This window comes from Janthinobacterium sp. DSP2-3-3 (genome assembly GCF_049897325.1).
Lineage (GTDB): Bacteria > Pseudomonadota > Gammaproteobacteria > Burkholderiales > Burkholderiaceae_D > Janthinobacterium.
Map to the genome: position 1 here is coordinate 124,322 of NZ_JAFCWA010000008.1, position 13,284 is coordinate 137,605.

Annotated in this window: 14 protein-coding genes and 1 pseudogene; 3 read left to right on the forward strand and 12 right to left on the reverse strand. The window is 65.5% G+C overall.

What is annotated here, in order from left to right; all coding sequences use genetic code 11:
• Positions 1–40 precede the first annotated feature (40 nt).
• The 6 genes from ACP7DE_RS17230 to ACP7DE_RS17255 all read right to left on the reverse strand — a co-directional run bounded on the left by ACP7DE_RS17230 (position 41) and on the right by ACP7DE_RS17255 (position 5,623).
• Positions 41–265, reverse strand: a complete 225-nt coding sequence (locus ACP7DE_RS17230) for a helix-turn-helix domain-containing protein (RefSeq protein ID WP_034784364.1) — start codon at positions 263–265, stop codon at positions 41–43.
• A 7-nt stretch (positions 266–272) separates the two neighbouring features.
• Positions 273–1,259 (reverse strand): serine O-acetyltransferase EpsC, encoded by a 987-nt coding sequence (epsC, locus tag ACP7DE_RS17235; RefSeq protein WP_426073256.1) that lies wholly within the window; start codon positions 1,257–1,259, stop codon positions 273–275.
• Positions 1,260–1,278: 19 nt separating this feature from the next.
• The gene (locus tag ACP7DE_RS17240) at positions 1,279–1,776 is read right to left on the reverse strand and encodes a rhodanese-like domain-containing protein (RefSeq protein ID WP_426073257.1); all 498 of its coding nucleotides are present in this window, start codon (positions 1,774–1,776) and stop codon (positions 1,279–1,281) included.
• 117 nt (positions 1,777–1,893) lie between these two features.
• Complete coding sequence (mnmC, locus tag ACP7DE_RS17245; RefSeq protein ID WP_426073258.1) at positions 1,894–3,525, reverse strand: FAD-dependent 5-carboxymethylaminomethyl-2-thiouridine(34) oxidoreductase MnmC; 1,632 nt, start codon at positions 3,523–3,525, stop codon at positions 1,894–1,896.
• The gene (locus ACP7DE_RS17250) at positions 3,525–4,088 is read right to left on the reverse strand and encodes a DNA-3-methyladenine glycosylase I (RefSeq protein WP_426073259.1); all 564 of its coding nucleotides are present in this window, start codon (positions 4,086–4,088) and stop codon (positions 3,525–3,527) included. Before ACP7DE_RS17250 ends, mnmC begins: the two co-directional genes overlap by 1 nt.
• A gap of 38 nt (positions 4,089–4,126) precedes the next feature.
• Entirely contained in the window at positions 4,127–5,623 is a 1,497-nt protein-coding gene (locus tag ACP7DE_RS17255; protein WP_426073260.1) for a PLP-dependent aminotransferase family protein, read from the reverse strand.
• Positions 5,624–5,733: 110 nt separating this feature from the next.
• On the opposite strand from ACP7DE_RS17255, the gene ACP7DE_RS17260 reads away from it, so the two are divergent.
• Both ACP7DE_RS17260 and ACP7DE_RS17265 read left to right on the forward strand, forming a co-directional pair.
• Positions 5,734–6,195 (forward strand): OsmC family protein, encoded by a 462-nt coding sequence (locus tag ACP7DE_RS17260; RefSeq protein ID WP_426073261.1) that lies wholly within the window; start codon positions 5,734–5,736, stop codon positions 6,193–6,195.
• Positions 6,196–6,849, forward strand: coding sequence for an FMN-binding negative transcriptional regulator (locus ACP7DE_RS17265; protein WP_426073262.1), 654 nt, complete (start codon positions 6,196–6,198; stop codon positions 6,847–6,849).
• Here the strand turns inward: ACP7DE_RS17265 and ACP7DE_RS17270 are convergent.
• The 3 genes and pseudogenes from ACP7DE_RS17270 to ACP7DE_RS17280 form a co-directional block, all read right to left on the reverse strand.
• Positions 6,833–7,383: pseudogene (locus ACP7DE_RS17270) on the reverse strand (AEC family transporter). The gene ACP7DE_RS17265 and the pseudogene ACP7DE_RS17270 overlap by 17 nt on opposite strands.
• A 100-nt stretch (positions 7,384–7,483) precedes the next feature.
• Positions 7,484–7,921, reverse strand: coding sequence for a CHRD domain-containing protein (locus tag ACP7DE_RS17275; protein WP_426073263.1), 438 nt, complete (start codon positions 7,919–7,921; stop codon positions 7,484–7,486).
• 156 nt (positions 7,922–8,077) lie between these two features.
• Positions 8,078–8,635, reverse strand: coding sequence for a winged helix-turn-helix transcriptional regulator (locus ACP7DE_RS17280; RefSeq protein ID WP_010394680.1), 558 nt, complete (start codon positions 8,633–8,635; stop codon positions 8,078–8,080).
• A 252-nt stretch (positions 8,636–8,887) separates the two neighbouring features.
• On the opposite strand from ACP7DE_RS17280, the gene ACP7DE_RS17285 reads away from it, so the two are divergent.
• Positions 8,888–9,124: a hypothetical protein gene (locus tag ACP7DE_RS17285; protein WP_426073264.1), complete on the forward strand. Its 237-nt coding sequence runs from the start codon at positions 8,888–8,890 to the stop codon at positions 9,122–9,124.
• Here the strand turns inward: ACP7DE_RS17285 and ACP7DE_RS17290 are convergent.
• The 3 genes from ACP7DE_RS17290 to ACP7DE_RS17300 form a co-directional block, all read right to left on the reverse strand.
• Complete coding sequence (locus ACP7DE_RS17290) at positions 9,121–10,125, reverse strand: Csu type fimbrial protein (RefSeq protein WP_426073265.1); 1,005 nt, start codon at positions 10,123–10,125, stop codon at positions 9,121–9,123. The two genes, ACP7DE_RS17285 and ACP7DE_RS17290, sit on opposite strands and share 4 nt — an antisense overlap.
• Positions 10,125–12,485 (reverse strand): fimbria/pilus outer membrane usher protein, encoded by a 2,361-nt coding sequence (locus tag ACP7DE_RS17295; protein WP_426073266.1) that lies wholly within the window; start codon positions 12,483–12,485, stop codon positions 10,125–10,127. The genes ACP7DE_RS17290 and ACP7DE_RS17295 overlap by 1 nt, the downstream gene beginning before the upstream one ends.
• A 64-nt stretch (positions 12,486–12,549) precedes the next feature.
• Positions 12,550–13,278 carry a fimbrial biogenesis chaperone gene (locus tag ACP7DE_RS17300; RefSeq protein ID WP_426073267.1) on the reverse strand — a complete coding sequence of 243 codons (729 nt, stop codon included), beginning with the start codon at positions 13,276–13,278 and terminating at the stop codon, positions 12,550–12,552.
• Positions 13,279–13,284: the final 6 nt, after the last annotated feature.

The window sequence follows — 13,284 nt, forward strand, 5'->3', positions numbered from 1 at the left end:
CCTTCTTCTCTCAACATGCTATCGCCATCAACGCGGCGCTTTAATCCACCAGCTCCGGTTCGCAGCGCGCCATCAATCCCGCCAGGCCGATACCGAGCGCGCCGGCCAGTTTTTCCACCGTCAGCAGCGACGGCGTGGCGGCGCCCCGTTCGATTTCGCCGATGAACGAGCGGTTCAAGTCGGCCGCTTCGGCCAGCCGCTCCTGCGACCAGCCATGCCCTTCGCGCAACTGGCGCACGGCCAGTCCAAACTGTTTGATCAACATGCTGTCCTCATGGGTGATGGGCAAAAGCGGGGTGGGATGGCGTCGGCAACTCCGCTGCCTCCTGCTGGTTGTGCGCTTGCGTGACATGGCTGCCCGGCGCCACGCTGCGGGTCAGCCAGACATTGCCACCGATGACGGAGCCCTGGCCGATGGTCACCCGTCCCAGGATCGTCGCACCTGCGTAGATGACCACGTCGTCCTGCACGATGGGATGGCGCGCCAATCCCTTTTTCAGCACGCCGTCAGCGCCGGCGGGAAAGCGCTTGGCGCCCAGGGTGACGGCCTGGTAGATGCGCACCCTTTCACCGATGATGGCTGTCTCGCCGATCACCACGCCCGTGCCATGGTCGATGAAAAAGCTGCTGCCGATGATGGCGCCAGGGTGGATGTCGATGCCCGTCTGCGAATGGGCCACTTCGGCGATGATGCGCGCCACCAACGGCGCACCCAGTGCGTACAAGGTATGGGCCAGGCGGTAGTGGATGATCGCCAGGATGCCCGGATAGCACAGCAGCACTTCATCGACGCTGTGCGCGGCCGGGTCGCCATGGAAGGCGGCCGCCACGTCCGTGTCGAGCTGGGCGCGGATGCGCGGCAGCGCGCGGGCGAAGCGCTGCACGATGGCCAGCGCCTGCTGTTCGATGGAGACCGTCTGCTGCAAGCCATGCTGGCGCGCGTGGTAACTGAGTTCGCGCCGCACCTGTTCATGCAAGCCCGTGAGGGTGGTGTCGAGCGTATGGCCGACAAAGAAATCCTCGCTCTCCTGCTGTAGGTCGAGGGGCCCCAGGCGCATGGGAAACAGGGCCGCGCACAGGGCGCCGACGATATCGCGCAAATGCTGGCGCGACGGAAATTCGCGCGCGCCGCACTCCTGGCTGCCGGCCAATCCTTCGCGCCACTGCGCGCGCACGGCGCGTAATTCATCGACGATCTGGTGCAGTTCCCATTGCGGCTGCGCGGCAAGGGAGGCAGGGGGAAGGGCTCGCTGGTTCATGGTGGTCCCGGGAAGAGATTTAATCTTGCAGCCAAGGCAGCGCATGCCAGCGCCAGCCGCCGCTATGGCCACGCTGTTGCTGCGCGTCGAGGTCGCCCTCGAAGCCTTGCGCGATATTGAAGACGTGCGTGAAACCGACCTTGGCGGCCGCTTCGGCGGCTGCGGCCGAGCGCTTGCCGCTGCGGCACAGCAGCACCACGACGGCATCCTTGCCACCCACCTTCGATTCCAGTTCGCGCACGAAGCGGGGATTGCGGTGCATGGCCGTGCCGGTGGCCCACGCCACGTGCAGCGAGGCGGGCACGTAGCCGACGAAGGTGCGCTCTTCATTCGTGCGCACGTCGACCAGCGCGGCTTTGCCGGCCTGCACCAGCTGCCATGCATCCTGCGCACTGACGATGCCCGCATACGGCAAGCCTTGCGCCTGCGCGTGGGCGCGTGCGTTATTCAGCACCTCCTCAAACGCCGCCTCGCCGTGCGCGGCGCGGGAATCGAAAATCAGTTCTGCAGCAGCCATCGTTCCACCTCTTAATTACGTCGTCAAAAACCAGCACGAGTCCACTGTAGCGAACTTATGTTGTTCGGAAAACAAATTTAAAAGAGTTTGGAAAGCTGAAAAACGTATATGGGAGATTTATGAAGTGCGGCGGCGTTCGCGCAGCAGGAAGCGCGCTGGATCGAGTGCAGCAGCCAATTGTGCCTCGACAGGTAGCGGCTCGCCCTCCAGCTGGCAAGCCAGCAGTTCGGCTGCCAGCGGCGCCCAGATCAGGCCGCGCGAGGCGTAACCCAGCAAGCCAAACAAGCCGGGCCAGCGGGGTACATCGCGCAAGCGTTCGCAGCGGCCCGGCACGCCCGGGTCGGGCAAGGCGCCCGCCAGCGGCAGGCGGTCCGGCGCCATGCAGCGAAAGCCCGTGCGCCCGGCCAGCGGCGCGTCAAATGCAGGCACATCGAAGATAGCGGCGATCTTGTGGATATTGTCGTGCTGGCTCGATGCGCGCACCTCGGCATCCGCGTCCGCATCGTAACTGGCGCCCACGCACACGACGCCCTGGTGCGCCGGCGTCATGTAGGCTTCGCGGCAGACGACGAACGGCAAGGAGGGCAGACTGCCTTCGGCCAGGTGCGTGACCTGGCCGCGCACGGCATCCAGCGGCAAACCGGCCGCCTGTTCGAAATCCACGGCACCCGTGCCTGCCGCCAGGATGACGGTGGGTGCCGCCGCGATCAAGGCACCGTCCGCATCGCGCACCAGCCATTCCTCATCGCCGCGCTCCAGGCGCAGGGCGCTGCTGGCAAAGCGCCGCGTCAGCAAGGCGCCGCAGGCGTCCAGCATGGCCGCGCAGACGGAAGACGGTCGCGCCCAACCGCCCTGTTCGAACCACCAGGCGCCATCGGGCGCCGACGCGCCCAGCATGGCGGTCGCCTCGGGCGCTTCCAGCCAGCGGGCGAATTCGCGCGGGTACAGGCCACTGGCAGCGATCTGCCGTTGCACCTGCGCATGCGCGCCGTCGCGCGCCAGGTGCAGCACGCCGCTTTGCACACCCTCGATGGCGGCGCCGATGCCGCCCAGGTCTTTCCAGCGGCTCAGCGAGTACAGGTAGGCGGCGCGCACCAGGCGCGTGGCGATATTGTCATCCTTCGACATCAGCGGCATGAAGATGCCGGCCAGGTTGCCCGACGCTTCGCCGGCCGGCTGCGCGTGGCGCTCGACCAGGGTCACCTTCCAGCCGCGCGCGGCCAGCCGTTCGCAGGCAGCCGCGCCAGCCACGCCCGCGCCGATGACGATGGCGCGACGCTCGGGCGCCACGGCAGCCACGTGCTCTGCGCGCCGCGCATAAAACACGGCGCGCAAACGGCTCTCGTCGAAGACAAAACCGTTCTGTTGCAGGGCCACGCGCTGCGCCTCGTCAAGGTGCACGGCCTGCAGGCGGGCGCCGTCCATCATCAGGCGCGCCAGCACCGTCACGGCGGCAGGCACCCACGCCAGCAGCACTTCATCGATGCGTGCCGATATCTGCGCCAGGCAGGCATCGGGCTCGCCGATCAGCACATCGAGGGTAAGCAAGCCATCGCGCGAAACCATGCGGTGCAAGCCAGGCACGCAAGGCGGCCATTGCATGCGCCACTCTTCGGGCAAGTGGCTGGCGTCGACGGGACGCGGCGCCAGCGCGATGTAATGCAGGCGGCGCCCGCCATGCGCCGCACAGGCGGCGCGCAAGCGCGCGCCGTCGAAATCCGTGTCGAGCAGGACCAGGGCGCGGCGCATCAGTGCCCCGCGCGGCAAAAGCAGGCAGGCGCATGGTCGTTGACCATGCCGATGCCCTGCATGTAGGCGTAGATGATGGTCGAGCCGACGAACTTGAAACCGCGCTTCAGCAAGTCTTTCGACAATGTATCGGACAAGGCCGTCTTGGCGGGAAATGCGCCGGGCTGCCAGCTGTTGACGATGGGCTGGCCATCGACATACGCCCACAAGAAGCTGTCCAGGGTCTGGCCTTCCGCGCGCAGGCGCAGGTAGGCTTGCGCATTCGTGATGGCTGCCGCCACCTTCAGGCGGTTGCGCACGATGCCGGGGTCGAGCAGCAGCTGCGCCACCTTCTCCGGGCCATAGGCGGCGATCTTTTCCGCGTCCCAGCCGTCAAAGGCTGCTCGGTAGGTGTCGCGCTTGTTGAGGATGGTTTCCCAGCTCAGGCCCGCCTGCGCGCCCTCCAGGTTCAACATCTCGAACAGCCGGCGCTCGTCGTGGCAGGGCACGCCCCACTCCGTATCGTGGTAATCGAGATAGCGGGGATTGGCCGGATTGGCCCAGGAGCAGCGGATAGTGGTCATGGTCGTGTTCTTCATGTGCGGGCAACCACCAGTATAGTTTATCGGCCGCGCAGGATGCGTCCCAGTTCCAGCAGGCCGTGCTGCATCTCTGCCGGGGGAATGGCGGCAAAGCCCAGCAGCAGCCCTGCCGGCGTGGCGCACTCCGGGCCGGCCGCCGGATCGGCGTAGTGGCCCAGCGGACGCAGTTCGATGCCCCGCTCCAGCCCTGCGCGCGACACCGTTTCTTCATCGTGGCAGCCGCGAAAATACGCGCACAATTCCAGGCCGCTGTCGGCCGGCCCGCACGCGAGCTGGTCGGCGAGTTCGCGCGCAATCCCCCGCACCAGCTGGTCGCGCCGTTCGGCATTGCTGTCGCGCGTGCGACGGATATGCCGGCCAAAGTGGCCCTCGGCGATGAAGTCGGCCAGCGCCATCTGTGGCACGATGGCCGTGTGGCGGTCCATTACGGCCTTCGCCTGCACCAGTGCCTCGGCCAGCGCGGGCGGCGCCACCATGTAACCGAGGCGCAGGCCGGGGAACAGTACTTTTGACAGGGTGCCCACGTAGACCACGCAGCCGGCCCGGTCCAGACTTTGCAGGGACGCCAACGGCGCGCCCGCGTAGCGGTATTCGCTGTCGTAATCGTCTTCCACCAACCAGGCCTTGTTGTGCGCGGCCCAGGCCAACAGGGCCAGGCGGCGGGGCAAACTCATGCTCACGCCCAGCGGCATCTGGTGCGATGGCGTCACGTACGCCAGCTTCGCCTGCGGACAGTGCGCCACGCCATACGCCACGTCCAGTCCCTGCGCATCGACGGGAACGGGAAAGACACGCGCGCCGGCCGCGCGCAGCGGGCCGCTGGCGCCACGGTAGCCGGGCGACTCCATCCAGGCCGCGTCGCCCGGCGCCAGCAGTATGGTCGACAGCAAGAACAGCGCCTGCTGCGAGCCCGAGGTCATCACGATCTGCTGCGGCGTGCATTGGACGCCGCGCGAGGCCTTCAGGTACACGCACAGCAGTTCGCGCAACGGCAGGTAGCCAGCCGGGTCGCTGTAGCCGAACTGGTGGTCGGGGCGGCGCCAGCGCCGCGCTTCCAGGCGGTTCCACACGTCGAAAGGAAAATGGTCGATGCGCGGCATGCCGACGCGAAAAGCGCGCAGCGGCCCCCGGTGGAACGCCACCTGGCGCATGGCCGCCACCACGCCCTGGCCGCGCGCCGACAAGGGCCGCAGCAGGCCGGGCGCCTCGACCTTGCCAACCGGCCCGGCCATGGGTACGGGCAACGGAACGTCGCGACTGACGAAAGTGCCGCGCCCCACGGCGCCATCGAGATAGCCTTCGGCCACCAGCAGCGCATACGCATTGAGCACCGTCTGGCGCGACACGGCCAGCAGGCTACAAAAATCGCGCGTGGGCGGCAACTGCATGCCGGGACTCATGCGGCCATCGAGGATGGCGGCCTTGATGGCCGCATACAGCTGGCGAAACAGCGGTTCGATGGCGCCGCGCTGCAGCGGCAAGGCGGCGATGATCTGGTTCAGGTGAGAGGCTGGCATGGTGGGATGGCCATTAAATTGGTAGCTTAAAGATAGCACTTATTGGTTGTTTTAAATAGCCAAGACTGAGACTAAGATGACGCATCCCCTTCTACTCTTGCGGAGCATCCATGCATCAGTTTTTCGCCACCGTGGCCTGGCAGCGCGACGGCCAGGATTTCGCCGACCAGCGCTACAGCCGTGGCCATGCATGGCAGTTCGACGGCGGCCTGACGGTACCCGCCTCGTCGTCGCCCTTGTCCGTGCCGCACCCCATGTCGGTGGCGGAAAATATCGATCCGGAAGAAGCGCTGGTGGCCGCCACGTCGAGCTGCCATATGCTGTTCTTCCTGTCGCTGGCAGCGCAGCGCGGCTACGTCATCGACGACTACAGAGACGAAGCCGTCGGCGAACTGGGAAAAAATGCTGCGGGCCGCCCGGCCATGACGCGCATCGTGCTGCGCCCGCGCATCGCCTTCGCAAGTAAAGCGCCATCACCCGAGGCGCTGGCCGCCCTGCACCACGACGCGCACGCGCGCTGCTACATCGCCAATTCGCTGACGGCCGACGTGGTGGTGGAAGGAGCGGCCTAGATGTACACGCCCGCCAGCTTCCGCGAAGAGCGCCTTGAGGTGCTGCATGGCCTGATCCAGGCCCATCCGCTGGGCGCGCTGGTGCGCCATGGCGACTATGGTTTGTGCGCCGACCATCTGCCGTTCGAGATCGCCGCGCCCACGCCTGATGCACCATTCGGCATCCTGCGCGCCCACGTGGCGCGCGCCAACCCGCTGTGGCGCGGCGCTGGCGGAAACGATGACTGCATGGTGATTTTCCAGGGACCGCACGCCTACATCACGCCCGCCTGGTATGCGGAAAAGCAGCGCAGCGGCAAAGAAGTGCCGACCTTCAATTACACAGTCGTGCATGCCCACGGCCCCCTGCGCGCCATCGACGATGCGGCGTGGCTGATGGACTTGCTGGAGCGGCTGACGGCACGCCATGAGGCTGGCCGGGCGATGCCGTGGACAATCGCCGATGCACCGGCCGACTACATCGGCAAGCTTTTGAAAGCCATCGTCGGCATCGAAATCCCGCTCACGCGTCTGACGGGAAAATGGAAGCTGGGGCAGAACCGCAGCCTGCAAGACCAGGCCAGCATGGCGCACGGCCTGGCGCTCGATACCCAGCCGGGCGCGGCCCGGGCGCTGGGCGCGCTGATCGCCGCCAACGTCACGCCAGCCAGCTGACAGCCGCCGAAAACGTCAAAAACGACAGCGCCGTCGAGACCAGTATGATGCGGGCGATGCGCGCTGTGTTGGCCCCGAAACGCTCGGACAGCAGCGAGACATTGCTGGCGCTGGGCAGGCAAGCCACCAGCACCATGCAGGTCAGCGCGAATGGATCGAGCGGCGCGCCCAGCGCGATGGCCGCGTGGCCGATGGTAAACAGGGCGACAGGAGAGGCGGCGTCGGCCAGCAAGCCCACCGTCTGCATCAATGGCTTGGGCAAGGCCAGTTCCAGCCAAGACGACAAGGCCCCGAGCACAATCGCCCACGGCATCGGGTTGCCCGCCATGCCTTTCAAGGCATTCTGGCGTCGAGCAGTTGCGCGATGGGCGCGGCGGCGCCGAAGCGGTACAGCATGCAGGGCAGCGCGAAGTACAGGACAAACCTGTTCAAGCCGCCGATGGCGGCCAGCGGCAGCAGCGTGCGGCGCACGGCCAGGTAGCCACACAGCACCAGGGCGAAGAAGGGAAAAGTGATGGCGAGGATGGTCAGCATGGAGCGCCATTGTAGCGCGCTGCGCCGCGCCGCCGCAGGGCGCAAAAAAAGGCCGCTCGCGCGGCCCAAGGAGGTTTCAGGGAAAACGCCGCTGAGCCGGCTAGGGCTTGAGCTGGGCGCGGATTTCGCCGGCCGGGTAGGCGGCGCTGTGTACGTTTATGTACAGGTTGCCGGCCCGGTAACTCGCATACTGGGGCGGCGTGAGCAGGGTGCCGGCCGGCACGGCCAACATGCCGGCGCCCGTCTGCAGCAGGGCCATGATGACAGGACCGTTGGCGCCGGCGGGCGCTTCATGGATATGCGCGACGGTGGCCAGCATACCCGTATAGCGCACGCCGCCGCTGACGCTGCGGTCGTGCGCAACGCGGATAGTGCTGCTGCCGCTGGCCGTGCTGGTATTGGCCGGCACTTCCTGCGCGCCTGTCAGGGTGACGTCATGGCCGCCCGGGTGATGCGGACCATGGGAACAGGCGCCCAGCAGGGCGGCCAGCGCCAGCACGCCGGCGGCGCGGCGCGCGTGTTGTTGCAATGTGCTCATCGCAGTACTCCTTCAACGGACAGCGGATCACGGATGGCGCCCTGCCCCACACAACCGGGCGTACGCCGCACTTGTGTTGCATAGTGCGACAGTAGCGCCAGGCCGCGCCGCCCGCTTTGCTTTTCGCCAAACTTGATGCTCGCCTGCCCGCGCGCCTCAGGCCAGATGGCCTTCCGCCACCCAGCCGCGGTTGGCGGGCGCGGCCTTCGGCTTGGGCGCGATACCGCTGCTTTTCTCCGCATCGAGGATGATGCTGCGCATGCTGTCGCTGGCGGCCGGCCCCGGCGCAAACGCGTAGTACTCGTCATTGATGGGCAAGCCCGTCATGGCGTCGACCAGCACCGGATCGGCGGCCAGGCCCGTGTCGCGACTGGCGATGACGAGGCTGGCGCCTTCCGGCGCGAAGTTTTCATTGCCCCAGGCAATAAAAGCCAGCAAGACAGGCTTGAAGGCGCGCCCGGACTTGGTCAGCACATAATCATAGCGGGGCGGCTTGGCGCAATACAGGCGGCGCGTCATCAAGCCGCCTTCCACCAGGTCGGCCAGCCGGCGCGTCAGGATGGTGGGCGCGATCTTGAGACTTTTTTCAAATTCGTCAAAGCGCGTCTTGCCGTAAAACGCTTCACGCAGGATGAGGATGCTCCACCATTCTCCCACCTTGCCCAGGCTGCGTGCAATCGGGCAGGGCAAATTATTAAAGTTGGTATGTTTCATGACCATCTCCTCACGTTGATTCAACACAACAATCAAAAATATTTCAGTTGCAACACGAAAACTTAATTACTATCATTTTGCAAGTGACCTTGATGCCACGGTAGCGGCTTGAAAATACGCAAAAACTCACACTTTCCTCGTTCAAGTACAATCATGGCTGGTTCTGCTCCCCCAATCCCGGTGCGAAAAACGGTGTCCGCCACGCCTTCCAGCGCTGCTGCCGACGCCCGTTTTTCACGCGATACATTCACGATGACCCCTTTGAAACTTGCCGTACTGCCCGCCATGCTCGCCCTGTCCCTTTGCCAGACCACCACCGCCGGTACCGTGTCTTCCGCTTCGTTCCAGGCCACCTTCGTCGTCCAGGAAGCCTGCACCATCGTTGCACAGCGCAACAGCGCCCAGGTGCGCTGCCAGCACAACACGCCGTATCTGCTGCTACAGCAGGCAACACCATCAGGTGCCGGCCTCGTCACCGTCACGTTCTAAAAATAAATCGTTGCCGTCACCGTGTCCTTGTAGTCGCCGGGGCGCGGCGACACCTGCGCCGGCACGCGGCCGTAAATCGTCAGCGGCACGCTGGCGCCCGTGCCCGTAGCGGTCACCATGCTGCTGCCAGCCGTGCCATCGCCCCAGAGCGGGCCATCGAGGGTGGACGACAGCAGATAACTGACCTTGTCCGTCGTTAAGATATTTTTCATCTGGCGATTCGCCACATCGGCCGCCACGCTGCCGCCGTTCAGGGCAATCTGATATGCATTGTTATTCACGCAACGCACCGACAAGGTGCTGGTGCTGCGCAAGTTACCCGTCAGGATGGAAGCGTTCGCGAACGCCATCGGGCTGGCCGTGATGGTGCAGTCGTTGACGGCCGTGGCATTCACCGTAAAACCGAAGCTGCCGCTATTGACAGTGCAGCCAGACAAATTGACGAGGCCATACGTGGTGTAGGTGTACGTACCCTGGCCGGCAAAGCTCGAGGTATACACGGTATTCGCGTTAGCGACCGTGGGCACGGCCGCCAGCGCGGTACCGGCAGGGATCTTCGCATACACGGTGAACGTCATCGAATACGTGCCGGGCGGCGCCAGCACGCCGGCCGACAAAATCATGCCGAAGGTCGATGGCGCGCCCGTCACGCCGGCGCCGCCCCAGATCTTCGCCGTCGCATACGAATTGTCCACATACACGTTGTACTCCATGCGATTGCTGCCATTGCCCAGCTTGCGCGGCAAGGCCGAGGTGGAATTCGTGCCCAGCCCCAGCGAGATGCACACTTGCGCATTCGGCGTGAGCAACTGCCCCAGGTTCAGCGATGAAAACACGCAGCTAAAGGTGCCCGTTGCCTGCGCCACGTGATCGGTGCCGGAAATCGGGCTAACGGGGCCAAAATCGATATTCGTCATGCTGACCGTGCAGGTATCGGCCTGCGCCACGCTGCCCCAGGCACATCCCAGCAGCATGGTCAGCCATAGCAGCAGGCGGCGCATCAGCGGTCTGCCCCGGCGCCGGCGCTGCAGCGCAGCGGCCCGAGCACGGGCAAGCCGCCCGCCGCCGGACGCGCATAGGCAAAACGCACCGTGCACGCGCTGTCGCCCTCGCCGACTTGCAACTGATTCTGCTCCAGCAGATCGTCGACGAAAACGATGCCGTCAAATCCCACCACCGTCTGCTTGCCGCTTTGTACGTGCAGCACGGGCAAGCCCGTCGCCAGCGGCTTGCCATCGGCGCCTTGCACGATGACGGTGGCCGCGCTGTAGCGTTCAATGGGAAAGGCGGCCAGCACGCCAGCCAGCTGTTGCGGCACAACATTGATATTCGTCACGGGCACCCGCGCATCGACGTCGAGTTCCTCCGTGGCGATGCTGATCTGGTTATTGCCATAGGGATTCAGATTCGGCACGAGCAGATAGCCGCTCCTGCCCGTCAGGCCGATCTGGCGGTTCTCATGCAACACAGCAATATTGCCCACGCCGCCCGTGGAGACCAGCGCAAAACCGTTGCCCACCTGGCGCGCCGCCTCGACATGGCCATCCATCAGCACCAGCGCACCGGCCGCGCCCAGCGAAGAAGCATTGCCCATGCTGCTGCTTTGCGTGCGCGCGTTGAGGCGGCCATCATTGCCCAGGTATTCCAGTTGCGCCTGCCGGTAGGCGTTGCCGCCCACCGTGCCCGCCTGCAAGCCCCAGCCAAAGCCGCCGCCAAAGTCCGCCGCGCGCTGCGCGCTGATGCTGCGGCCGCTCTCGCCGTTTTGCCGGCTGCTGTTCGTGCTGATGGCCAGATTGTTGTCGAAAGCCATGCTCAGGCCGAAGTAAAAACCCCGCTTCCCGCGTTGACGCAAGTCCTGGAACAGGCTGGCGTTGAAGAACAGGGCGTGAAACAGGGTGGCCGAAAAGCCCACCGTGGCCAGCTTCGACGGTGGCGCGCCGGGCGTGCGGTAACTGATATAGCTGCTGCTGATGCTGCTTCCTGCCGGCAATGGCAAGCTGACGGTGAATCTATCCGCCGCGCGCACCACGGCACTGCCATCGCGCGAGGCCAGGTCGCCAAAACCGGCGCTGGCGCGTACGCTTTGCACATCGACGCTGAAGCGCGGCCCCATGTACTGGTAGCCGGCGCCCAGCTGCACGCCACGGCTGCGGCCGGTGCTGGCCGACAGCGAACCGCTCAGCACGCCCGCCTGGCCCAGGCGCAGCAGCGCGCCCGCCCCCGCCTGATACAGGCCGGCAGTCAGTTCCGCATGGCCTTCGATGGTGAAGTTGTCGCTGATGCCGTGGCGGCCGGACGCACTGGCGAGCAGTTGCCGTTCATAGCCGAACAGGCGGCGGCCATACTCGCGCCGCACGGCGCCCGCCTCGACCGAGTAATCGCTCAAGCCGCGGGCCAGCATGCGCGTATCGACATACAGGGGCAGAACGGTCGTCACGCTACGCCCCAGCGGATCGCGCGTGATGACGGTGGCTTGCCCGGCGCCATTGATGCCGGCCACTTGGTTCAGCACAAACGGACCGCTGGGCACGCTGGCAGCATATTGCTGCACGCCATTGACGTACAAGCTCAGCGACGAAGGCACCAGCGCCGTGCCATCGACGGAGGCGACGGGAAACGTCAGCAGGTCGGGACGCAGCTGGAAATTCTTGCGCCACTGCACACCGCCGACGCGCACGGCGCGGCTCCAGCTGAGCGAGGAGGAAATCAGGTCGCCCACTTGCCACGTTTGCAGGGTCTCGGGGTCGGCGTGGCTCCAGAAGGTGTCAAAGCGCATGTACTTGCGCTGGTCCGCGCCCAGGTTCACGGTGCCGGTATTGCTAAAAACGCCGCTGTCATTGAAATAACGCACATCGTTAAAGATGGCGGCGCGCCGCGTTTTCCCCAGTTCCGCATAGGCTTCGTAATTGAGGACGGCGCCGGGCGTGACGCGCGACGGCGGTGTCTGCGCCCCCAGGCGCGCGTTGATGCGGTACGGCGAGCGCAAGTCGTCCGCCACCTGCAGCGACACGCTCTGGCGCGCCGCATCATAGTCATAGCTGAGTCCGGGAATCGCATCGAGCGCCACGTCGGCCCGAGCGGGCGCGCCCAGGCGCGCCGGGTCCAGCCCAAGCTGCTGCAAGTTCGCCACACTGCTGCGCAAGGATTTACCCACCTGGGTAAAACGCAAGATCAGCCCGGTTGATACAGCATTCACGGTGACCTCCAGATACAGTTCATTCGGTGCCATCGGATCGCTGGGCAAGCTGGCCGGCCCCGGATCGGCGCCCGTCACGGCAGCCGACCCATCGGCCCTGGCCAGTGATGCCATGGCCAGCAGCAGCAAGGTCCAGCAGGTCCGCCAGCTCAGTGCGCGTCTCATGGTTTAACCCGGTTGCGCCCATGCCGAAGGCGCGCGGCAAGCTCGCCCGCCATGGCGGTTCAGTTCAAGGTGTCGAATTCGTGGCAACGAGCGCCTTTGCATTCACATTCACCGCAATACTCAACGGCCCATCCAGTTCAGCCTCCCTGGCGACGGGCAGGCGCCATACACGCATGCGTGCCGCCAAGACATAGCCAAACAGCCCCTTGCTGATAACAAACTCCTTGCCTGCCTGGTTCGTGAATGCCATCGCACCGATCTGCGCATGGACATTGCCGCTGTTCTTGATACGCAACATCCACTCGCCCCGCTCACGAAAGATGTGCCAGTCGAGCATTTCCTTGCCCGCCGCACCGGCCGGCAGCACGAACACGGGCACCGAGTAGCGCAGGCGGATATCGACGCCGCTGCGACCCAGGTCATCGTCGCGGCTGACTTCATCGATGAGCACGCGATATGTTTTTTCCTGCGCGACAGAGCCGGCCTGGGCACGCACCAGGCGGATGGCCTGGCGGCTGTTGGCGGCGATTTCCACGATCGGCGGACTGGCCACCAGTTCCTGCGTGGGTGCCAGTACTTCTTCGCCATCGCGCTGGTCCCAGGCGAACACCCGCACCTGTCCATACATGGGCTGGTCGCCCAGGTTTTGCAGATTGATCCCGGCCGCGCTCTGTGCTGCGCGCAGGGTCAGCGTCACCGGCGAAATCTGCAGATTGGCGCCGTGCACGCCCGCCGCGCAGCAGGCCAGCAGCGCCAGCACGCTTTTGATCAGGGAAGCAACACCGGCCTTCACGCAGCG